The sequence below is a fragment of the Salinibacterium sp. 10G20-15 genome (assembly GCF_057365065.1).
Map to the genome: position 1 here is coordinate 1,152,111 of NZ_CP195118.1, position 20,785 is coordinate 1,172,895.

Annotated in this window: 22 protein-coding genes; 20 read left to right on the top strand and 2 right to left on the bottom strand. The window is 61.8% G+C overall.

Features of this window, described 5'->3' with window-relative positions; translation table 11 throughout:
- Window positions 1–353 precede the first annotated feature (353 nt).
- On the top strand, window positions 354–605 hold the full coding sequence (locus ACR3YK_RS05540; protein ID WP_486176206.1) for a type II toxin-antitoxin system Phd/YefM family antitoxin: 252 nt from the start codon (window positions 354–356) through the stop codon (window positions 603–605).
- Complete coding sequence (locus ACR3YK_RS05545) at window positions 602–862, top strand: Txe/YoeB family addiction module toxin (RefSeq protein WP_486176207.1); 261 nt, start codon at window positions 602–604, stop codon at window positions 860–862. Before ACR3YK_RS05540 ends, ACR3YK_RS05545 begins: the two co-directional genes overlap by 4 nt.
- 66 nt (window positions 863–928) lie before the next feature.
- Here ACR3YK_RS05545 and ACR3YK_RS05550 read toward each other — a convergent pair whose 3' ends face one another.
- Window positions 929–1,687, bottom strand: a complete 759-nt coding sequence (locus tag ACR3YK_RS05550) for an SDR family oxidoreductase (RefSeq protein ID WP_486176208.1) — start codon at window positions 1,685–1,687, stop codon at window positions 929–931.
- Window positions 1,688–1,710: 23 nt separating this feature from the next.
- Entirely contained in the window at window positions 1,711–2,733 is a 1,023-nt protein-coding gene (locus tag ACR3YK_RS05555) for a zinc-dependent alcohol dehydrogenase (protein ID WP_486176209.1), read from the bottom strand.
- A 160-nt stretch (window positions 2,734–2,893) separates the two neighbouring features.
- Here ACR3YK_RS05555 and ACR3YK_RS05560 point away from each other — a divergent pair, with 160 nt between their 5' ends.
- The 18 genes from ACR3YK_RS05560 (at window position 2,894) to ACR3YK_RS05645 (ending at window position 20,777) form a co-directional block, all read left to right on the top strand.
- Entirely contained in the window at window positions 2,894–4,141 is a 1,248-nt protein-coding gene (locus ACR3YK_RS05560) for a CaiB/BaiF CoA transferase family protein (RefSeq protein WP_486176210.1), read from the top strand.
- Complete coding sequence (locus ACR3YK_RS05565; protein ID WP_486176211.1) at window positions 4,138–5,271, top strand: extracellular solute-binding protein; 1,134 nt, start codon at window positions 4,138–4,140, stop codon at window positions 5,269–5,271. Before ACR3YK_RS05560 ends, ACR3YK_RS05565 begins: the two co-directional genes overlap by 4 nt.
- Window positions 5,256–5,726: a MaoC family dehydratase gene (locus ACR3YK_RS05570; protein WP_486176212.1), complete on the top strand. Its 471-nt coding sequence runs from the start codon at window positions 5,256–5,258 to the stop codon at window positions 5,724–5,726. The genes ACR3YK_RS05565 and ACR3YK_RS05570 overlap by 16 nt, the downstream gene beginning before the upstream one ends.
- A 22-nt stretch (window positions 5,727–5,748) precedes the next feature.
- Window positions 5,749–6,762, top strand: a complete 1,014-nt coding sequence (locus ACR3YK_RS05575) for a LacI family DNA-binding transcriptional regulator (RefSeq protein ID WP_486176213.1) — start codon at window positions 5,749–5,751, stop codon at window positions 6,760–6,762.
- A gap of 21 nt (window positions 6,763–6,783) precedes the next feature.
- A complete protein-coding gene (locus tag ACR3YK_RS05580) occupies window positions 6,784–7,755 on the top strand; it encodes an aldo/keto reductase (protein WP_486176214.1) in 972 nt (323 codons plus the stop codon).
- Between the two features lie 167 nt (window positions 7,756–7,922).
- Entirely contained in the window at window positions 7,923–9,092 is a 1,170-nt protein-coding gene (locus tag ACR3YK_RS05585) for a mandelate racemase/muconate lactonizing enzyme family protein (protein ID WP_486176215.1), read from the top strand.
- Window positions 9,079–9,747 carry an RraA family protein gene (locus tag ACR3YK_RS05590; protein ID WP_486176216.1) on the top strand — a complete coding sequence of 223 codons (669 nt, stop codon included), beginning with the start codon at window positions 9,079–9,081 and terminating at the stop codon, window positions 9,745–9,747. The genes ACR3YK_RS05585 and ACR3YK_RS05590 overlap by 14 nt, the downstream gene beginning before the upstream one ends.
- Window positions 9,748–9,774: 27 nt before the next feature.
- Complete coding sequence (locus ACR3YK_RS05595; protein WP_486176217.1) at window positions 9,775–10,641, top strand: amidohydrolase family protein; 867 nt, start codon at window positions 9,775–9,777, stop codon at window positions 10,639–10,641.
- 163 nt (window positions 10,642–10,804) lie between these two features.
- Window positions 10,805–12,130, top strand: a complete 1,326-nt coding sequence (locus ACR3YK_RS05600) for an ABC transporter substrate-binding protein (RefSeq protein ID WP_486176218.1) — start codon at window positions 10,805–10,807, stop codon at window positions 12,128–12,130.
- 92 nt (window positions 12,131–12,222) lie between these two features.
- A complete protein-coding gene (locus tag ACR3YK_RS05605) occupies window positions 12,223–13,203 on the top strand; it encodes a carbohydrate ABC transporter permease (protein ID WP_486176219.1) in 981 nt (326 codons plus the stop codon).
- On the top strand, window positions 13,200–14,129 hold the full coding sequence (locus tag ACR3YK_RS05610) for a carbohydrate ABC transporter permease (protein WP_486176220.1): 930 nt from the start codon (window positions 13,200–13,202) through the stop codon (window positions 14,127–14,129). Before ACR3YK_RS05605 ends, ACR3YK_RS05610 begins: the two co-directional genes overlap by 4 nt.
- A gap of 2 nt (window positions 14,130–14,131) precedes the next feature.
- The gene (locus ACR3YK_RS05615; protein ID WP_486176221.1) at window positions 14,132–14,455 is read left to right on the top strand and encodes an L-rhamnose mutarotase; all 324 of its coding nucleotides are present in this window, start codon (window positions 14,132–14,134) and stop codon (window positions 14,453–14,455) included.
- Window positions 14,456–14,560: 105 nt separating this feature from the next.
- Window positions 14,561–15,877 (top strand): L-fuconate dehydratase, encoded by a 1,317-nt coding sequence (locus ACR3YK_RS05620; RefSeq protein WP_486176222.1) that lies wholly within the window; start codon window positions 14,561–14,563, stop codon window positions 15,875–15,877.
- Window positions 15,878–16,021: 144 nt separating this feature from the next.
- Window positions 16,022–16,666, top strand: coding sequence for a peroxiredoxin-like family protein (locus ACR3YK_RS05625; RefSeq protein ID WP_486176223.1), 645 nt, complete (start codon window positions 16,022–16,024; stop codon window positions 16,664–16,666).
- A gap of 230 nt (window positions 16,667–16,896) precedes the next feature.
- Window positions 16,897–17,946: a Gfo/Idh/MocA family protein gene (locus ACR3YK_RS05630; RefSeq protein WP_486176224.1), complete on the top strand. Its 1,050-nt coding sequence runs from the start codon at window positions 16,897–16,899 to the stop codon at window positions 17,944–17,946.
- A 204-nt stretch (window positions 17,947–18,150) separates the two neighbouring features.
- A complete protein-coding gene (locus tag ACR3YK_RS05635) occupies window positions 18,151–19,137 on the top strand; it encodes an ABC transporter substrate-binding protein (protein ID WP_486176225.1) in 987 nt (328 codons plus the stop codon).
- Window positions 19,138–19,170: 33 nt separating this feature from the next.
- Window positions 19,171–19,929 (top strand): ABC transporter ATP-binding protein, encoded by a 759-nt coding sequence (locus ACR3YK_RS05640; RefSeq protein WP_486176226.1) that lies wholly within the window; start codon window positions 19,171–19,173, stop codon window positions 19,927–19,929.
- Between the two features lie 17 nt (window positions 19,930–19,946).
- Window positions 19,947–20,777, top strand: a complete 831-nt coding sequence (locus ACR3YK_RS05645) for an ABC transporter permease (protein WP_486176227.1) — start codon at window positions 19,947–19,949, stop codon at window positions 20,775–20,777.
- Window positions 20,778–20,785 lie beyond the last annotated feature (8 nt).

Here is a 20,785-nt window from a genome sequence, read left to right on the forward strand (position 1 = left end):
TAGTCGCTCCTCTCTGCCGGCGGTTGAGCGCGCGAACTCAGACTGCTGACTAGAACCTGAGGATGGCGGCTGAACTGGCACACGAAATGGGTCCGAACCCGGGAAACCAATCATTGTGTTCCTGCACGGATCGAGTCCGCGTTCATTTCCGGCATCGTGACTTCGAAAGTGACCGGCATCCCGCGCGCAGTGCAATGGGTTGCGTCACTCATGGCTGGCACGCGTGGATCTCGCGGCGCGAAGTGACCTCTGGCCTCTCGCCCGCATAAGGATCACGATGCCACGGATGACCGTCAATCTGCCCCCCATGGCTGAGTGGTACACTATCCCGTACCACCCACCAAGGAGTCGTCATGCCCGCAATTACAGCAACCGAGGCGCGCAAGAGCCTGTTTGGACTCATCCAGCGCGTCAACGATGACCACACCGCGGTCGAGGTTGTTTCCAAGCACGGCAACGCAGTCATCCTCTCGAAAGACGACTACGACGCGATCACCGAGACGGCTTACTTGCTGCGCAACCCCGCAAACGCTGAGCGTCTACTTGACGCGATCGAGCGCGCTCGACGTGGCGAGTTTGAACAGCACGATCTTCGCGACGCATGAGCCGCACGCTCGCGTTCGACAAGAACGGTTGGGAAGACTACGTCTATTGGCAAACCCAAGACCGCAAGACGCTCAAACGGATCAACACGCTCATCGCTGACGTGCTCGGCGACCCCTTCACCGGGATCGGAAAACCGGAACCACTCAAGCACGTCCTCAGCGGCGCCTGGTCGCGGCGCATCGATGAAACGAACCGACTCGTCTACTACGTCACCGACTCCCACATTGTGATCCTCCAAGCACGCGATCACTACTGAGCGTCACCAGAAACAACTGTTGGCACCCACCGACGAGGATGGATGCCAACAGTCTGCGGGGGAGAACTAGCGGCCGAGCCAGCCGCCATCCACGTTGAGGATGGCGCCCGAGACGTAGTCGGAGGAGCGCGACGCGAGGAACACGGTGGCACCCGCGAGGTCGCTGCCGACTCCCCAGCGACCGGCGGGAATGCGGTCGAGGATTGCCTTCGAGCGGTCGGGGTCGTCTTGCAATGCCTGGGTGTTGTCGGTGGCGATGTAGCCAGGGGCGATCGCGTTCACGGTGATGCCCTTGCTGGCCCACTCGTTCGAGAGTGCCTTGGTGAGGCCGGCGATGCCCGACTTCGCTGCCGTGTACCCGGGCACGTTGATGCCGCCCTGGAAGCTGAGCAGTGATGCGGTGAAGATGATCTTGCCGCGGCCACGCTCGATCATCGAGCGGGCGACGGCCTGGGTGAGCGTGAACTGGCTCGACAGGTTCACCTGAAGCACCCGATCCCACAGTTCGGTGGGGTGCTCGGCGGCGGGGGCGCGCTCGATGGTGCCGGCGTTGTTGACGAGGATGTCCACGTTGCGGGTCGAGAGTGTCTCGCCCAGCGCGGCGACGGCATCCGGGTCGGCAAAGTCGCAGGCGATGCCCTCGAAAGTGCGGCCATAGGAGGTGACCGCCTTCTCGATGTCGCTGCCCGAGGCCTCAATGGTGGCGCTCACGCCGATGATGTTCGCGCCAGCAGCGGCGAGTGCCTCGGCCATGGCGAAGCCGATTCCGCGCCGTGCGCCCGTAACGACCGCGGTGGTTCCGGTGAGGTCAAACATGCCGTTCATGGGGTTGCCCTTCTGTTCCGTGCTCACTTCTGGCCCGCGACATCCACAAGAATCTTCATCGCTTTGCCCGCGGCAAGGTCAGCAAAAGCTTCGCTGGTTTGCGACAGCGGCACAATGCGCGTGATCAGCAGCTCGGCGGGGATGACGCCGTTATCGATCAGCTCGATGGCCTTTTCAAAGTCGGTGCGCTGGTAAACGCGCGCTCCCATAATGGTGAGCTCGCGCCAGAAGACGCGCTGCAGATTGATCTCGCGAGGCGTGGGGTGAATAGCGACAACCACGAGAGTTCCACGCACCTTCGCGAGGTCGGTGGCGCCGAGCACGGCAGCCGCAGCACCCGAAACTTCGAAGACCACGTCGGCACCGGCATCCGCGGTCCACTCGTTGACCCAGGCGACCTGGTCGACCTCGAGCGGGCTGATGGTCGTGAAGCCAAGCGCTTCGATCTGAGCGCGACGACCAGCGTCGATCTCAATGACCGCTACCTCAGCGCCAAACTCGCGGGCGACGGATGCGATGAGCACCCCAATCGGACCGCCACCGATAATCACGGCCTTATCTCCGGGCACCAAGCCCGAACGGCGAACGTCGTGCACCGCAACGGCGGCGGGCTCCACGAGCGCGGCGTGATCGAGGCGCAGCTCGGGTGGGAGGGCGACAAGTGTTTCGGCCGGAACGTTCCACTTGCCCTGCAGGGCGCCGGGGGAGTCGATGCCGATGAAGTCGAGATTCTGGCAGATGTGCTGGTTGCCGGCGAGGCAGGCGGGGCAGCTGTTGTCCCACCAGAGCGGCATGACGGTGACGTGGTCGCCGACGTTCCACCCCTCAACACCGTTGCCGAGAGCGGAAATGGTGCCGCTCATCTCGTGACCGAAGGTCAAAGGCATTTGCACGCGGGCATCCATGTTGCCGTGCAGGATGTGCATATCGGTGCCGCACAGTCCGTTGTAGGCGACGGCGATTTGAACCTCACCGGCGGCCGGAGGCTTCGGTTCGTACTCTTTGACCTCAAGGCGTTGCTCGCCTACATAACTCACGCTCAGCACTGGTGCGCTCCTTTGCGATTAGTGGACACGAAGGGCGGATGAGGGGAAACGACGGTGCTCGGCACCGGATGTCGCGGCCTGGTTCCCTTGCGTGTATTTCTGCGTCATACTAGCATGATCAAACGATTGTTCACGAGGATCAACAGAAGGCTGAACAGCAATGACTGACGACAACGGCGCACCAACGGAGTCTGCGCCAATGGACCGCCCCCTCGAGGGCATTCTGGTGCTCGACTTCAGCCAATTCTTGGCCGGACCAGTCGCCGCGATGCGTCTCGCAGACCTCGGCGCCCGCGTCATCAAGGTCGAACGCCCCGGCACGGGCGACATCGGTCGCACCCTCGCGTTCGCCGGTCGAGAGTTCGACGGAGACACAGTCTCCTTCCACGCGATGAACCGCAACAAAGAGTCGATCACCGCAGACCTCAAGGTCGCTGACGACCTCGCCTACGTGAAAGAACTCGTCGAGCGTGCCGACGTGATCATCCAGAACTTCCGCCCCGGCGTGATGGAACGCATCGGGCTCGACTTCGAATCAGTGCGCGCCATCAACCCCGGCATCGTCTACGCCAGCGCAACCGGCTATGGCGAAGAGGGCCCGTGGAAGGATCGTCCGGGGCAAGACCTGCTCGCTCAGTCGATGTCGGGCATCCCGTGGCTCAATGGCTCGAAGACCGACGGCCCCGTGCCGGTCGGGCTCTCGATTGCCGACCACCTGATGAGCTGCCACATTGCCCAGGGAGTGACGGCACTTCTCGTGCGCAAATTCCGCACCGGCAAGGGCGGGCTCGTGCAGACCAGCCTGCTCGAAGCGATGCTCGACCTGCAGTTCGAACTGCTGAGCACCAAGCTCAACGACGACACCATCACGGTGCAGCGTCACGGCGAGCACTCGGCCCACGCCTTCTTAGCGGCGCCCTACGGCACGTATCCCACCACAGATGGTTACATCGCGATGGCCATGAACGCACTGCCGAAGATCGGTGACCTGCTTGGCATGCCCGAGCTCAGCGAAATGCATGACCCGCAACTCGCGTGGGATCGCCAAGAGTACGTCGAAGACCTGCTCGCCGCGCGCTTTGCCACCGGCACTACGCAACGGTGGCTCGACATTCTCGATGCCGGCGACGTGTGGTGCGCTCCGGTGCTCACGCTCGACGAACTACTTGCCTCGGGCGGCTTCGAAGCGATCCGGATGACGCAGCCCGTCACCCGCGGAGGCAACGAACTGCTCACCACCCGCAGTCCCATCCGCGTTGACGGCCACATTCTCACGAGCACTAAAGCGGCCCCGACTCTCGGAGAAGACAACGACAGCGTGCGTGCTGAGTTCCCCTCCCGCGCTGCTGCAACCGCCGCCGGTGCCGCACCTGCAGGCGCCCCCGCAACCGAGGAGGCCTCCGCATGAGCCCGACGATCATCAACGGAATGACCTGGGAACACGAGCGCGGCTACGGCAGCGTCGTGAAGGCCGCCGAAGCGTATCGCTCGGTTGCTCCCGATGTTGAAGTGCAGTGGGAGTACCGCTCGCTACAAGCTTTTGCCGACCAAGATCTGGAGAGCCTGGTTGAGCAATACGACCTGCTCGTGATCGATCATCCGCACATTCCGATTGCGGCAGAAGACAAACTCTTTACGCCGCTGAACGGTCGCGGGTTCGACGCCGAACTCGAGACGCTGGCCACTCAGTCGGTCGGTCGTTCGCACGAGTCGTACCAGCACCTCGGGCAGCAGTGGGGCCTCGCGCTCGACGCTGCAGCGCAGGTCGCCGCGTACCGCCCCGACCTTCTCGAGTCGCCGCCCCGCACCTGGGATGAGGTGATGGCGCTCGCCGAAGAGGGTCGAGTGCTGTGGCCGTTCAAGCCCGTCGACTCGTACTCGAGCCTCATCACGATCGCGGCCGGATTGGGGGAAGACCCCATGGCGACGCCCGGCGTTTTCCTCTCCGAAGATGTGCTGACCCGGTCGATGGAACTGCTCACGCGCCTGGCCCGCTTAGTGCCCGCCGACAACGCGGGTTTCAACCCGATTCAGGTCGCCGATGTGCTGGCCGAGAGCGACACCTTCGCGTACTCGCCGCTGCTCTTCGGGTACACGAACTATTCCCGTGCCGGCTACCGCTCGAACCGCGTGCAGTACATCGACATCCCGAGCTCGACTCGTGGCGTTGCGGGCTCCCTGCTCGGTGGTGCCGGTATCGCAGTGTCGTCCCGCAGTCAGGTGATAGATGCCGCGATCGCCCACGCTTTCTGGCTTGCGTCGGGTCCGGTGCAAGAGGGTTCGTACTACGACGGCGGTGGCCAGCCCGGCAACGCGGTCGCGTGGGAGAGTGCGCGCACCAATGCCGACAGCCTCGACTTCTTCACCGGAACGCGCGCGACTCTCGAAGGCGCCTACATGCGCCCGCGATTTGCGACCTACATCGAACTTCAGAATGCGGTCTCCCCGCTCGTGACTTCGGCTCTCGTGGGCGAGATCACAATCGCTGAACTACGCGAACGCCTCGATGCGGGCGTCGCAGAATGGCTGGTGCGCTGATGCTCACGAAAGACCGCTGGTACGAAGACCACGAAGTAGGGGAGCGCCGCGAAACCGTCGGCCGCACCATCACCGAAGCTGACATCGTGCTGCACGCTGGCCAAACCGGTGACTTCTTCCCGCACCACATGGATGCCGAATGGATGGCAACGCAGCCCGCCGGTCAGCGCATCGCCCACGGCACGCTCATCCTCTCCGTCGCGGTGGGAATGACGGCCGGCGACATCAACCCGCAGGCTATGAGTTACGGCTATGACCGCATCCGCTTCATCCGCCCCGTCTTTATCGGCGACACCATTCGGGTGACGGCCGAGATCAACGAGATGTCGTTGCACGCGAAGCGACCGGATGAGGCGGGCTACCTGCACGAGCTGGTGACGGTAACCAACCAACATGGTGACACCGTGATGGTGCTGACTCATCTTTATCTGGTCAATCGACGTACCAGCGGATAGTTGCCCGAATACACTGGCAACCATGGCTACTTTGAGTGATGTTGCAACCCGCGCTGGAGTTTCGGTGTCGGCGGTCTCGCGTGTGCTGAGCGAAAAACCAGGCGTACGCGTAAGCGAAGCAACGCGGCAGCGTATTCACGATGCCGCGAAAGAGCTCAACTATCGCCCCAACTTCACGGCGCGGGCCCTGAAAGCATCACGTACGCATGCCGTGGGGCTCGTGGTTCCCGGCGTGACGAACGCCATCTTCGCCGAGCTCATGCGCGGTGTTGAAGAAGAGGCAAAGTCCAAGGACTACATGGTGCTGATCGCGAGCACCGAACGGTTGCCCGAGGGTGAAGAGTCGATTCCGCGCCTCATGGGCGAGGGCCGTGTTGACGGTGTTCTCGTGCAGTTCGGTGACCATTTGAGTGGCGACGACTTGCGCACCGTGACCGACAGCGGTTTGCCCGTGATCTCGATCAACACGATTAATCCTGGCCGAGGCGGCTCGGTTCGTTTGGAAGACGAGGCCGGGATGCGCCTCGCGACCGAGCACCTCATCGAGCTCGGCCACACCCGCATCGGGTACGCCGGTGGTGTGCCCACCTCGGAATCCGGACAGCGCCGACTCGCCGGATTCTTGGGCGCGATGGCCGACGCTGCACTCACGGTAGAACCGGAACTTGTGACCGAGTTCGGCTACTACCCCAAGCAGGGCGCTCAGGCTCTGGATGCCATGGCCGAGCTGTCGACGCCTCCCACTGCGGTGGTCGTGGCGAACATCAACGCCGCGCACGGTGTGCTCTCTGAGGCACGACGGTTGGGCATCCGCGTTCCTGAAGACCTGTCGATCGTGGCCATGCACGACACCTGGACGGCCGAAATTGCGTGGCCGCCGCTCACCTGCGTGCGCCTGCCGCTCTACGAGCTGGGCCGCGCCGCCATGGCGAGCCTGTGGGACAACATCAACTCCGGCACCGCCGAAGACCGCGTTATCGCCGATCCAGCACCGGAGCTGATCGTGCGCGAATCAACAGCGCCCCCGGCGCGCTAACACTCCCTGGAGGGCCCAATAGTGAAAACCAGATCAACTCAGCGTGGACTTGAACTGACAGAGATCGGCCTCGGCGCCGCACAGTTGGGCAACCTCTACCGTGAAACTACGGACGCCGAAGTTGAAGAGGGCGTAGCCGCCGCGTGGGATGCCGGAGTTCGCTATTTCGACACCGCGCCGCACTACGGGCTGGGCCTTTCTGAACGTCGCCTCGGCGAGCAGCTGCGTACGCACCCGCGCGAGGACTACGTGATCTCGAGCAAGGTCGGCAAGCTCCTCGTGCCCAACCCCGGTGGAGAAGACCGGATGGATGACCAGGGCTTCGCCGTGCCCGCCGTCACCAAGCGCCAATGGGATTTCAGTCGCGACGGCATCTTCCGCTCAGTCGAAGAATCTCTCGCCCGCACCGGACTCGACCACTTTGATGTGCTCTACATGCACGACCCCGACGACCACTTCGAGCAGGCGTCGACCGAGGGAATCAGTGCGCTCATCGAGCTGCGGGAGCAGGGCGTCGTGAAGGCAGTCGGGGCCGGAATGAATCATGCCGCGCCACTTGCAGAACTGATTCGCCGCGCCGACGTTGACCTGCTCATGTGTGCCGGCCGTTTCACCCTCATCGACGATGAAGCGGTCAGCGATCTGTTGCCCCTCGCGCTCGAACGCAACGTCGGCATCGTTGTTGCCGGCGTCTACAATTCCGGACTCTTGGGCCGCAACCGCCCCAGCCCCGACGCGACCTTCGACTACGAGCCGGTGCCGCCCGCCATTCTGGAACGCGCCAACCGTGTGGCTGACGCGTGCGAAGCCCACGGCGTCACACTGCCCGAAGCGGCCATCGCCTACGTGCTGCGGCATCCGGCTGTCGTCTCGGTGGTGGTCGGCGCTCGCGGTGGCGAGCAGGTGCGCTCGAACATTGAGCGCTACGCGGCCACGATGCCCGAGGGTCTGTGGCGTGACCTCGAGGCTGCCGGACTGGTCGCTGCGCTTTAGCTCGTTGGGCTAATCGCAGCGTGCCCACTTCAACCGTGCCCACTGAGGCCACCCCCCCCAGCTCTAAGGTGCAATTGCGCGGATGCGGTCTCACATGCTTGTGATCAAACGATTGATCAGATACCGTAACCACTATCGCTCGCTATTAGAAATGAGGCGCCCTTCACATGGGACTCACTGACACAGCCCTAACCATTACCGCCGTGCGCGCAGTGTTGCTTTCGCACCGGTACCAGCCCGGAGAAGAACTCACGTGGGTAGGAGGCACCATTTGGTCATGGGATGCCGCCCTCGTCGAAGTAACCCTCTCAGACGGAACCACCGGAGTCGGGGAAGCGGGAGCGGGCATCATGGCCGCCGCCGCCGTGCCCGGAATCGTGGATGCCTTCCGCCCCTACGTTCTCGACCACGAGTTCGCTCACCCCCTCGAAGTCGCCGACCACCTGCGCGCCTACACCGCCTTCTGGGCGCGGGGCGGAATGCTCAACGGCGTTGCCGGAGCAATCGAAACCGCTGCAGTGGATGCCGTGGGCAAGCGCCTCGGAGTTCCCGCCTACGAAGTGCTCGGTGGCCTCAAGCGCGACTGGATCGAGTCGTACGCCAGCGGCGGACTCGGCACCACGTTCGGCGAGGTTTCCGACTGGGCCGCAGCCCAGATCGATGCCGGCTTTGGCACCGTAAAGTTCCGCGCCATGACCGACCCCGACACCACCATCAAGCTGCTCGACCACGTGACCGCGCTGCTGCCCGAGGGCGTGCAGTTCGTCATCGACGCCGTGCAGGCCTGTGCCTCTGACCCGTGGCCCGTCGACGAAGCGATTCGCGTCGGGCATAAGGCCGCCGAACTTGGCGCCCGCTGGTACGAAGAACCCTGCCAAGCGGATGACGTGGCCGGCTACGCAGCCGTGCGTGCCGCCGTGAACGTACCGATCTCCGGTGTCGAATCCAACGGAACCGTGCGGGACTTCGCCCAACTGCTCGACGCGAACGCGCTCGATGTTGCCCAGCCCGATGTCACATTCGTCGGCGGCCCCAAGGCCTTCGCGCAGGTCGCCGAGCTTGCTCACGTCACCGGCGTGAAGACGGTTCCCCACGTGTGGGGCAGTGGCGTCACCTTCGCCGCGAACCTGCACACCGTGCTCGCCAACCCCTACGTGGAGCTCTTCGAGTACTGCACCCTGCCCAATCCGTTGCGAGACGCGATGCGGGTCGAAGAAGTCGACTTCAAGGACGGCGGCATCGTCGCTCCGAAGGCACCCGGCCTCGGCATCCAGCTCACGCCAGAGATCGAAGCCCAGTTTCCGTTCAGCCCCGGAGGTGGCCATGTCATCCGCTAATGCAGGTTTCACGCCGTTGCCCGGCGACGAGCGCCTCACGACCGCGATTCTCAGCGATTCGTGCGACGAATCGGGCCTGCGCAATCAGGTGCTGAAGCAGCGACTGGCTCCGATCACTCCGGGCTCGCGAGCTTTCGGCCGCGCCCGAACGGTGCGCTTCGCTCCGGCGCTCGAGTCAGATCTCGATGACCCGTACAAAGAGTCGATCGACTTCATCGACGGCATCGGTGCCGGGCAGATGATTGTGATCGCCACCGACAACAGCAACGACTCCGGTTTCTGGGGCGAACTGTTCAGCGCGGCAGCCTTGGGCGCGAAAGCCTCCGGCGTGATCACCGATGGCAACCTGCGCGATACCGACAAGATCGCCGAACTCGGCTTTCCCTCGTTCTCACGTTCGCGCCGTCCCATCGACTTTCGGGCCCGGATGCGTGTGATCGCCTCCGACGTCGTGGTCGAGCTGGGTGGGGTGCTGATTGCGCCCGGCGATCTGGTGATGGCCGATGATGACGGTGCCGTCGTGATCCCGCAGTCTCACGAAGACGAAGTGCTCACCCGCGCCCGCACGCGCGCGGCCAACGAATCAACGGTCTTGGCCGAACTGCTGGCCGGAGACTCGCTGCGCACCGTGTGGGAACGCCACGGCATTCTCTAAACTGGCCATCGGAGAAGGGACTACACCGTGGTTTTTCCAATCATCGACGCTCACCAGCACATCTGGAACCCCAATCGGGCTCACTATGACTGGCTCGACGAATCACTGGCACCCATTAATCAGGTGATGACCCTCGATCAACTCCTTCCCGAGTTGCGGGATGCCGGTGTCGATTACACCGTTCAAGTGCAGTCGGCCGACAACTCCGATGACACTCGCTTGATGACGGAGTGCGCGGCCGCCAACCACGAGGTCGCGGCGATTGTGGGTTACGCGCCCATCGACCGTCCGGAGCAGGCAGCGCGCACGATCGAGGCGTGGGAAGGCGACACCCGCATGGTCGGGGTGCGCACTCTGATCCACAATCAAGAAGATCCGGAATGGTTGCTGCGACCCAACGTTGACGAGGGGCTCACGGTGCTGGAGCGCGCCGGGCTCACCTTCGACGTGGTTGCAGTTCTTCCGGAGCACTTGGCGATCGTTCCGGAATTGTCGCGGCGGCATCCGGAGCTTCGTATGGTCATCGACCACTTGGCCAAGCCACCAATCGGGCTCGAGGAGCGTGAGCCTTGGTGGTCGGCGATTGAAGCAGCCGCCGAGAATCCCAACGTGTTCGCCAAGGTCAGCGGCCTGTATTCGGCAGCCGGTGACCCGCAGCAGTGGACCACGGAATATGTGCGGCCGTTCTTTGAGCGAGCCCTCGAGGTATTCGGCCCTTCGCGCCTGATGTATGGCGGCGACTGGCCTATTTCGGTGCTCGCCGGCGGCTACACGCGGGTGTGGCAGGGCCTTCAACCTCTCTTCGACAGCGTGGATGCCGCTGACCGCGAGCAGTTGCTTGGCCGTACCGCTGCGGAGTTCTACCGCATCGATCCCGCACGCATTGGCTACTAAAGGGTCGAGCGTGCACGGCGAGATAACAGTTGAAAAACCTTTGATCAAACGTTTGCACAACTTCCGCGGTTGGTATAACGTTTGAGCACCGGAGAAACCGAGTCGTTCCAGCGGCCCGTATCTCTCCACTACGAAGCAGTAGTAACCCCACCAAGGAGTGTCAATGAAGACGAAGAGGTTCCTTTCCGCCAGTGCAGGAGTGGCAATGATTTCCGCCGCTGCACTCGTTCTATCCGGTTGTTCAGCTGACGGAGGCGCTACCGCCCCCGAGCAGACTGACTCGGGTGGAAAAATCACGGTGTGGGTTGACCCGCCCCGTGTTCCCGCCGCAGAAGCTTTCCAGGAAGCTCACCCCGAGATCGAAATCGACGTTGTTCAGATTGACGGAACCGTTGGTGGCCAGACGGTGAAGCAGGCTTTCGCTAACTTCGACTCCGCAGGTTCAGGATGGCCTGACGCCATCTTCTTCCCCTCCAACGACGACATCGCGTGGGCAACCGGCGCAGCCAGCAACTACGCAGCCGACCTCACCGATCTGCTTCCCGATGTCATCGATGGTTACGACCCCGCAGTGCTTTCGTTCTGCGACATCGATGGTCAGATCCGTTGCCTCCGCAACGACGCTGCTCCCGACGTGTTCTGGTACAACAAGGCGTTCTTCGACGAGAACGGCTACACGCTGCCCACCACGTGGGAAGGCTACGGTGACCTCGCCGTACAGATCGCTGCAGAGCACCCTGACAAGATCAGCGGATTCCTCGGCGACGCCTATGCCGTAAACCGCTACCTCCAGGCAGCCGACTGCCCCACGAACGACCGCCTCTCGGAGTCGGAAGTTCACATCAACCTCGATGACCCGAACTGTGTTCGTGCCAACGAACTGCTCACGCAGATGTACGAAGGTGGCGCACTCACCACTCAGGGCATCTTCGACGGTGACGCCGCTGCTGCTGGTGTGAACCTCGTCATGAGCCCCGGTGCTGTCTGGTGGGGTAACTACCTCTTCCGCGACACCTGGAAGATCCCGGCCGAGCAGATGAGCGCAAGCGCACCGCTGACCTGGGAAGGCGAATCAAGCCCGACCGCCGGTAACGAAGGTGGCGGCCTCTGGGGCGTTTCCTCTCACATCACCGGAAAGCAGCTCGAAAACACGCTGACCTTCGCAACCTTCGTTGCGACTGACCCGGCGTGGCAGGTTGAGCTTTCAACCGGTCTCCCCGGTTACGGCCCGATTCAGGATGCCTGGCTCGAGAAGCTCGAAGCTGACGGCTACTTCGCCGATGTTGCCGCTGTTCAACAGGCATTCAAGGATGCCGCTGGCGCCGTAGCTCCGTACTCATACATGCTCTACGACACCGGTGCGGCCTGGACCGAAACGGTCAGCCCCACGCTGATCGCCGACGGATCCATCAGTGATGCGCTCAGCACCTTCGGTACTGAACTCGTGAACCGCGCTAACTCGGTCGGCTACACGGTCACCGCCGAATAGAAGTAACCAGCTAGGCACAGCATGTGTGGGGGTTTCAGATCCTTGAGGCCCCCACACTCTGTTCCACTCCCCAACTCAGAGGCGAGGAATACATGAGCAGCTCAACGCTAGCCACGAAACGCACGGAGCCTCCGGCTGCCGGCGCTCGTGCATCCACCACACCCCGGCGTCACCGCACACGCCACGCAGAATCGCGCGGCGCCTGGATCTTGCTCGCCCCGTACCTCGCGCTCTTTCTCGTCGCAGCGGCGATTCCCATCGGCTACGCCTTCTGGATCGCCCTGCAGAAAGCGCCAACTCTTGTTAACCCGGCAAGCGGGTTTGGCGGCCTTGACTCGTTCATCACGGTCATCACCGACTACCGGTTCTCCGGAACGTTCATCAACATCTTCTCCGTCATGATCGTGTGGTTGCCGCTCATGATGCTGGGCATCGTTGGCTTAGCCCTCCTGGTTCATGCCAGCCCCGGTCGCTTCGGCTCCACGATGCGCTTCTTCTACTTCATCCCGGGTGCGTTGAGCGGTATCGCCAACTTCGTGCTCTGGGTTTACCTGCTGCACCCCACGCAATCGCCCCTCGCGCCGCTCTGGCAAGAAGTCGGATTCGGATCGTTGAAAGAAATCGTCACCGACGGCAACATGCCGATGATCCTCACCGGCATGCTGTTCTTCCAGGGCGTGGGGACGTGGATCATCGTCGTCAACGGTGGCCTTAACGGCATCCCCGACGAAATCTTCGAAGCGGCCAAGATTGACGGCGCGAACGCGTGGGATCTGGCCTGGCGAATCAAGCTGCCGCTCATCCGCCCCTGGATTGGCTACGCCGCCCTCATGAACTTGGCCTACGGCTTCCAACTCTTCCTTGAGCCGTACCTGCTGCGACAGATTTCATCGGGAGCTATCGCCGGGGAGTGGGCGCCAACTCAGTTGGGTTACGCCTTCGCCTTCACTAACCGAAACTTTCCAGCCGCCGCGGCGCTGTCCATCATTCTGCTCGTGATCACCCTGAGCATTGGAGTCATCATCGTGATGAAGAGCGGACTCTTCGGCGATGAGAAGGAGGAGAAGCGATGAGTAACAGCGCTCCGGGCGTCGTAGGCGCCAAACACTGGACTATCGGGCGAATCGCTCGCATCACCGTGATGGTGATCATCGCTGCCGCGTTCATCCTGCCCATCATTGGCTTTATCGCGATGGCCTTCCGCAGCCAAGAAGGCGTGTTGGCCGGAACCGATGGCTTCCTCGGCCTCGGTGGGGTGTCATGGGAAAACGCGGTCTACAGCTGGAGCCAGATCAACGGCTTCGGTCCGGGTAGCGGGGGACTCTTCACCCGCTGGGTTGGCAACTCGCTCGTTGTGGCCGTCGTGGGTGGAGTGCTTGCCCTCGTGGCAGCCTTGCCGGCAGGCTACGCGCTGGCTCGACTGCGGTTCCGTGGTCGCAAGGTCTTGCTCTTCGCCACACTGCTCGCGATGGTGATGCCCAACACGGTGCTCGTCATCCCGCTGTTCCTCGAAGTAAACGCAATCGGCGCGATCGGGGAACTGTGGCCTGTTGCGGTCATCATGGGGTTCTTCCCCTTCGGCACGTACCTCGTCTACATCCACTTCATGACAACGATGCCGCAAGAGCTCGTCGAGGCAGCTCGTATCGACGGACTGAGCGAAATCGCAACCTTCTTCTACGTGGCACTTCCCATCTCGAAGCAGGTCATTGCGCTCGTCGCCTTCTTCTCCTTCGTGGCCAACTGGACGAACTTCTTCCTGCCGCTGGCACTGCTCACCTCGAACCAGGAGAACAAGACGATCTCGATCGGCATCCAAGAACTCATCGGAGCCAGCCCGCTGTTCAACGCCACCGTTGCAGCCGGTCTCGACGTGAAGCTCTACATGCCGCAGCTCGCGCTCGCCACGTTCCTCTCGATGATCCCGCTGCTCATTGTGTTCCTCACGGCGCAGCGCTTCCTTATTCGTGGACAAACCGTTGGTGCGGTGAAGGGATAACAATGAAGCGAGTAGCCCAGGTCATCGGCCTGCCACCCGAAAATCGCGAAGAGTACGAGCGATACCACGCCGCTGTGTGGCCAACCGTTCTCGAACGACTCGCGGCCAGCAACATCCACAACTATTCGATCTATCGCCACGGCGACCTGCTGTTCTCGTATTTCGAATACACGGGTGACGACTACGAAGCCGACCAAGCCGCCATCGCGGCTGACCCCGAAACTCAGCGCTGGTGGGCTCTGCAAGAGCCGCTGCAGCAGCCGCTGGATGACCGGGCGGAGGGCGAGTGGTGGAAAGAGCTGCCCGAGGTCTTCCACGTTGACTAGCTGACATCGCGACCCACACGCACTACCGCGCACCGCAGCGCACCTAGACGCGCCTCACCCGCGCACCTACCTTTTATCGGTTCTGAGCAAGGAGAACTCTTCAGCATGACTACCATCACCAGCGTTGACGTCTATGACGTGCGTTTTCCGACGTCGCTCACCGCCGACGGCTCAGACGCCATGAACAAGGATGGCGACTACTCGGCCGCCTACGTTGTACTCCGCACTGACGAAGAGGGCGTCGCGGGCTACGGCTTCACCTTCACCATTGGCCGAGGAAACGACATTTGCGCACTCGCTGCCGAGCAGCGGGCCGCACCGCTCGTGGGCCGGGATGTCGACGAGATCGTCGGCGACCTCGGTGGCATTTACCGCGAGCTGAAGTCTGACTCGCAACTGCGCTGGCTTGGGCCAGAAAAGGGTGTCGAGCACCTGGCGATGGCCGCCGTGATGAACGCCGTGTGGGATCTCGCCGCTCGTCGGGCCAACAAACCACTCTGGCGCCTGCTCACCGACATGACTCCGGAGCAACTCGTTGACACCGCCGACCTCAAGTACCTGAGCGACGCCATCACTCGTGACGAAGCCATCGCGCTCCTCACCGAGCTCGCCGACAGCAAAGAGCAGCGCATCGCCGAGCTCACCGAGACGGGCTACCCCTGCTACACGACGAGTGCCGGTTGGTTGGGTTACTCCGACGAGAAGCTTCGCCGTCTCTGCCAGGAGGCTGTGGATGCTGGCTACCGCCACATCAAGCTGAAGGTCGGCGCGAACCTCGACGAGGACATCCGTCGCTGCCGCATCGCCCGCGAAGTAATCGGCGATGACGCCAAGCTCATGATCGACGCCAACCAGGTGTGGGATGTCGACGAGGCCATCGACTGGGTGAAGGCGCTCGCCGAATTCAAGCCGCTGTGGATCGAAGAGCCGACGAGCCCGGATGACGTGCTCGGCCACGCAACCATCCGCAAGGCTGTTGCCCCAATCGGCGTCGCCACGGGAGAGCACGGCATGAACCGGGTGCTCTTCAAGCAAATGTTCCAGGCCGAAGCCATCGACTTTTGCCAGCTCGACTCTGCCCGCCTCGCCGGCCCGAACGAGATCATTGCCGTCTACCTGATGGCCAAGAAGTTCGGCGTTCCGGTCTGCCCGCACGCTGGTGGCGTTGGCCTCTGCGAGCTCGTGCAGCACCTCTCGATCTTCGACTACGTTGCCGTATCAGGCACGCTCGAGAACCGGGTAACCGAGTTCGTCGACCACCTGCACGAACACTTCGTTGACCCCTGCATCGTCGAGAACGGCGCCTACCGCGTGCCGATGGCACCGGGCTACTCGGCCCAAATGCACGAAGCGTCGCTCGCAGAGTTCTCGTTCCCGGCAGGGAGCTACTGGGCGGGTGTCGCCACGTCCGTCGCGTCGTAACGGGGTGGGAGTGCGTGGCCGCGGGGCCAGGCATCCGATTCATTTCGGGGCTCGTGAATGCGGCTCGCGCTCAGTCGCACGGAATAGCGTGGCGTAGCGGGTGGTTCACCCTTGCGACGACCTTTCCTCAATCATTGGAGCGCCATGAATCTCACCCAGCAGCTCAAAGAGCGTGCCGATGCCACTGCGGCTAGCAAGTCAGCCGAAGATCTCGCAACGCTGACCAACTCGGTCACCGAAGTAGAGAAGGCTGGCGTTGTGAATAACGCGCTGAAGGTCGGCGACACTGCCCCCGACTTTGCTCTCGCGGATGCCGAAGGCACCATCGTGCGGCTGAGTGCGCTGCTGGAGAAGGGCCCGGTTGCTCTCGCGTTCTACCGCGGAGCCTGGTGCCCGTACTGCAACCTCGAACTTAAGGCATTGCAAGAGATGTTGCCCGAGTTCCGTGCTTCCGGGGCAACCCTCGTCGCGATTTCGCCCCAGACCCCTGACGAGTCGCTGTCAACCGAACAGAAGCACAACCTGGAGTTCCCGGTGCTCTCCGATAGCAACCTCGAGGCGATTAATGGTTTCGGCCTTCTTCACCCCGTGGATGACCGTACTAAGGAGTACTACGACAACGCAGGGTATGACCTTGTGAAATACAACGGGGCTGTTGGTTGGCAGCTGCCTCTGCCGGCAACCTATGTCATCGCGCCCGACCGCAGCATCCGTTTTGCTTTTGTGAACGCCGATTACAAGTTGCGCGCCGAGCCCGCCGACGTTGTTGAGGCGATCAAGGTGATCTAAACACTCGATTCGAGCGGGTTTTCCTGCCGCCCGAATGCGAAGCCCTGCAGTGTTCGCTGCGGGGCTTTTTGCGTGGTCAGACCCTCCTTTTGCTGGTCAGCGGGGCGGGCGGGGCGAGAGTCTCGCGCCCAAACATGAGGAAAGGTGTTCGTTGTTTGTGTTGACACGTTGGCTCTACAGCCCTAATTTGGAACGGTATTCCAAAAACTTGTTTCTAGTAAAGGGTGAGTATGATCAGCCAAGCACCATGCGGCATCGCGATTCTCGGAGCGGGCCTTATCGCTCAGAATGCACACCTGCCAGCCTGGGCAGAGCAACCTCGAGCTCGCGTGCTCTGGATCGTCGATGTTGATGCCGAGCGAGCCGAAGAGATCGCTGCCGAGTTCAACGTTCCGCACTGGTCAACCTCGCTCGACGAGGCGCTGGCAGACCCGGCTGTTACTGCCGTTGATATTTGCTTGCCGCCGCATTTGCACCTCGACGCAACGCAGCGATGCCTCGCTGCAGGCAAACACGTACTCGTAGAAAAGCCCATCGCCGCGACGATGGCGGAGGCTCAAGCGTTAGTACGGTTGCAAGAAGTGACGCCCCTCACCGTCATGATTGCTGAGAACTGGCTATTCTCGGGCACCGTGTCGGCAGTGCAGTCAATGCTCGTAGATGGCAGTCTCGGCGCTCCGTTCCTCTTCCGCTCTCACCATGAGAGCGACCAACATCTCGAGTCCGGACTTCAGCCAGCTTGGACCTACAACATTGACACGTCCGGCGGCGGCTATCTCATGCAAGCGGGGATACACGCAATTGCGATGGCGCACATGATGCTTGGGCGAATAGTTTCCGTCTCGGCGCTGTCGACCGAAAAGAACGCCAGCGGCGGTGCCGTACTCGACCGCGACACTGTTGTGTCGCTCGAGTTTGAATCCGGAGCGATTGGCAGTTTGAGCGTGACCGCTGCCTCGCGCCACCCGGGAGAGCGACGCCTGCATCAGTCAATCTTTACCGACCGTGGCATTGCAGAGTTTGATGTGTTGAGCGGCGAATTGAGGTGGACCATTGGAGACACCACGGTCGAGAACCCCGGACCGGCTTCTCGAGGTTTCATCGAAGAACTTGGTCACTTCCTCGACTGCATCGAAACGGGTGAAGAGCCACTGACCTCGCCTCGGCGCCAGATTCACGCACTCGCGGTCGTTCTCGCCGCTTACCGGTCTTTGGCCGAGCGACGCGCGATTGAGCCGTCCATTTTCGAGAATGTTGACTCGTCAGCGAGCTCGCGGTGAGTTCTCGACGGGGCACGCAAGTATCGCTCGTTTTCGGCATCCCCACAGCCGGCGATGGAGTGCACATACCCAGCGATAGCGCCCGGCCCACCTCGGTGAGCCGTGTGCCGTCGTCTGCAAGAGGGAATCACCGACACCAATTCAGCAACTAACCCCTGCACCATCCGCGTATCCCACATAGTGGATATCTCAATGAGGAGAAAAATGAAATCGCTCACCCGATCACGAAAGATCGCCGCGGTCGCCGCGCTCGCGCTCGCAGCGTCGCTCACCGCGTGCGCAGCAGACGATGGCACAAATGATGGAAACGTCGCCATCAGTATTCCCGTCGGCGTCTCAATCGCATACGCACCGTGGGATGTCGCCGCGGATCAGGGCTACTTTGCCGATGAAGGACTTGACGTAACGTTGCGATCCTTCGACAGCGGAGTAGACGGAACCAACGCCATGCTCGCCGGTCAGGTGCAGGTAGGTGGGACCGTTGAGATCGCAATGGTGTCGTTCCTCGACCAGGGCGCCGACCTCGTGGTTCCAGCTATCTGGTACACCGGGCAAGAGGCTCGGATTCTGGTCCCGTCGAGCGTAAAAAAGCCCTCTGACCTTGAGGGTATGACGATCGGGGTTCAGCAGGGAGGCGTTTACGACTACGGCTTCACTCGCTGGCTCGAGGCAAACGGTGTGGCCGACGACGCCGTCACGCGCGTGAATGTTGCCGGTGCTGAGCAAGTGGCGGCACTCGCTAAAGGCGACATTGATGGCATCGTGAACCAAGAGCCGATCATTGGTCGTGCGCTTGAAGAGCTCGGTGACAGCGTCGACTTCCTCACTCCCGGCCTGGAGCAGGTGTATACCGCGCGTAACTGGATGCAGTTTGAGCGCAGCTACGCTGAAGCGAACCCTGAAGTAGTAGAGGGCATCCTCGCAGCGCTTCAGCGGGCAAATGAGTTTCTGAAGTCAGACCCCGAAGCCGCGGCCACGATCGTCGCGGCCCGCCTCGGCATCTCAGCTGACGACATCCCTCGCCAGTGGGAAGAAGCGGGAGCCTCGTGGGACGTTTACCTCGACGATGAAGCTAGCGCCAGCTACCAGGGCGTCGCTGACTGGATGCTCGCAAACGACCGCATCAAGAACGAGCACCCTGAAAGCGACTTCGTCGACGACAGCTACCTCACCGCCGTCAACAACCGATAACCAGAACAACCGACACGAAGAATGAGCAGCGCAATGATTGAACTGAAGAATGTGTCGAAGTCCTTTCGACGCGAAAGCGACAATCAGATCTATCGCGCTCTCACCGACGTCTCGCTGACGGTCCAAGAAGGCGAATTTCTGTGCCTTCTTGGGCCGAGCGGCTGCGGTAAGAGCACCCTCCTGAACATGATTGCCGGCTTCGACCACGCAACCTCTGGCGATGTTCTCATGCGAGGTGAAAAGATCACTGCGCCGGATGCTGAACGTGGCATGGTCTTCCAATCTGAGATCGCGGTATTGCCGTGGCTCACTGTTGAAGAAAACGTGGCGTACGGTCCCAAAGTACGCGGTGTCAGCCGTGCCCAAGTAAAAGAGATCACGGACACGAATCTAGAGCTGGTCGGGCTCGCCGCCCACCGCACCAAGTACCCCCGCGAACTTTCCGGCGGCATGAAGCAGCGTGTGCAGATTGCGCGCATCCTTGCTAACGACCCCACGTGTTTGCTGATGGATGAGCCCTTTGGGGCTCTTGATGCGCAGACTCGAACCAACCTCCAGCATGAGCTTGAGTTGATCTGGTCGCGGGACCGCAAAACAGCAGTCTTTGTGACGCACGACATCAGTGAAGCCATCTGGCTTGGTGATCGAATCGCTGTTATGTCCCGCGGGCCGCACTCCAACATCCACTCCGTCCACACCAACCCGCAGGCTCGTCCACGGGACCGAATGGATGCCGACTTCATCGACCTGTACAACACGCTCAGCGCCGAGATGGCTGAGCTGAGCGCGTGAGCAGACAAGGAAGAACGATGACTAAGACAACAAACACGGCGGATGCGCTGACACGACCAGTCGGAACGATCGACGATGTGATGCAGAAGCCGGGACTCAAATACCGAACCCAACTGATCCAAGCCGGGGCCGTCGTCGCGGCACTCCTGCTGTGGGAACTTGCTGCTCTCGGCACAAGCAAGCTCATCCTTCCGGCACCCTCAGAAATTGCGGTTGCTGGTTGGGAAACCGTCGCTAGTGGCGAACTTTTGGCAAACATCCAAATCTCCTACTTCCGCGTGCTCGTCGGTTGGGGTTTGGGTTTCGCTCTCGCTGTACCGCTAGGAATCCTGGCTGGGCGAAGCAAGCTCGCTCGTGTAATGCTTGAGCCGTTCACGAACTTCTTTCGGTTCATCCCGCCGATCGCATTCATCACTCTGTTCCTTATCTGGCTGGGACTGGGTGAATCGTCGAAGATTGCTCTGATCGCGTACGCAACGTTCTTTGTGATGTTCCTCAGCACTACGGCGGGGGTGCAGCGACTGCCCGTTGAACGCAGTCGGGCGGCTGAATGTATGGGCGCGAGCAAAGGGCGCGTACTGAGTTCCATCGTGTTGCCGGGTATAGTCCCCGACATCGTCACGGCTGGGCGTGTGGCCATGGGCAACGCGTTCATGACAGTGGTTGCCGCTGAGCTCGTTGCCGCCGAGTCCGGTGTGGGATTCATGATCATGAGTGCTCGCCTCTTCGCTCGAACCGACATCGTATTTGTCGGAATCGTCGCGCTAGGGCTCATGGGGCTCGTGACCGACTTGGTCTTCCGCCTCATCGCGCGCAGGATCGCCTACCGCTACGACCTCAAGTTCTAGCGGCAGCC

What these genes read in the sequence shown, in the direction of transcription:
- ACR3YK_RS05540 (WP_486176206.1), top strand. Translation starts at nt 354, where the DNA reads ATGCCCGCAATTACAGCAACCGAGGCGCGCAAGAGCCTGTTTGGACTC.
- ACR3YK_RS05545 (WP_486176207.1), top strand. Translation starts at nt 602, where the DNA reads ATGAGCCGCACGCTCGCGTTCGACAAGAACGGTTGGGAAGACTACGTC.
- ACR3YK_RS05550 (WP_486176208.1), bottom strand. Translation starts at nt 1,687, where the DNA reads ATGAACGGCATGTTTGACCTCACCGGAACCACCGCGGTCGTTACGGGC.
- ACR3YK_RS05560 (WP_486176210.1), top strand. Translation starts at nt 2,894, where the DNA reads ATGACTGACGACAACGGCGCACCAACGGAGTCTGCGCCAATGGACCGC.
- ACR3YK_RS05565 (WP_486176211.1), top strand. Translation starts at nt 4,138, where the DNA reads ATGAGCCCGACGATCATCAACGGAATGACCTGGGAACACGAGCGCGGC.
- ACR3YK_RS05570 (WP_486176212.1), top strand. Translation starts at nt 5,256, where the DNA reads ATGGCTGGTGCGCTGATGCTCACGAAAGACCGCTGGTACGAAGACCAC.
- ACR3YK_RS05575 (WP_486176213.1), top strand. Translation starts at nt 5,749, where the DNA reads ATGGCTACTTTGAGTGATGTTGCAACCCGCGCTGGAGTTTCGGTGTCG.
- ACR3YK_RS05585 (WP_486176215.1), top strand. Translation starts at nt 7,923, where the DNA reads ATGGGACTCACTGACACAGCCCTAACCATTACCGCCGTGCGCGCAGTG.
- ACR3YK_RS05590 (WP_486176216.1), top strand. Translation starts at nt 9,079, where the DNA reads ATGTCATCCGCTAATGCAGGTTTCACGCCGTTGCCCGGCGACGAGCGC.
- ACR3YK_RS05600 (WP_486176218.1), top strand. Translation starts at nt 10,805, where the DNA reads ATGAAGACGAAGAGGTTCCTTTCCGCCAGTGCAGGAGTGGCAATGATT.
- ACR3YK_RS05605 (WP_486176219.1), top strand. Translation starts at nt 12,223, where the DNA reads ATGAGCAGCTCAACGCTAGCCACGAAACGCACGGAGCCTCCGGCTGCC.
- ACR3YK_RS05610 (WP_486176220.1), top strand. Translation starts at nt 13,200, where the DNA reads ATGAGTAACAGCGCTCCGGGCGTCGTAGGCGCCAAACACTGGACTATC.
- ACR3YK_RS05615 (WP_486176221.1), top strand. Translation starts at nt 14,132, where the DNA reads ATGAAGCGAGTAGCCCAGGTCATCGGCCTGCCACCCGAAAATCGCGAA.
- ACR3YK_RS05620 (WP_486176222.1), top strand. Translation starts at nt 14,561, where the DNA reads ATGACTACCATCACCAGCGTTGACGTCTATGACGTGCGTTTTCCGACG.
- ACR3YK_RS05625 (WP_486176223.1), top strand. Translation starts at nt 16,022, where the DNA reads ATGAATCTCACCCAGCAGCTCAAAGAGCGTGCCGATGCCACTGCGGCT.
- ACR3YK_RS05630 (WP_486176224.1), top strand. Translation starts at nt 16,897, where the DNA reads ATGATCAGCCAAGCACCATGCGGCATCGCGATTCTCGGAGCGGGCCTT.
- ACR3YK_RS05635 (WP_486176225.1), top strand. Translation starts at nt 18,151, where the DNA reads ATGAAATCGCTCACCCGATCACGAAAGATCGCCGCGGTCGCCGCGCTC.
- ACR3YK_RS05640 (WP_486176226.1), top strand. Translation starts at nt 19,171, where the DNA reads ATGATTGAACTGAAGAATGTGTCGAAGTCCTTTCGACGCGAAAGCGAC.
- ACR3YK_RS05645 (WP_486176227.1), top strand. Translation starts at nt 19,947, where the DNA reads ATGACTAAGACAACAAACACGGCGGATGCGCTGACACGACCAGTCGGA.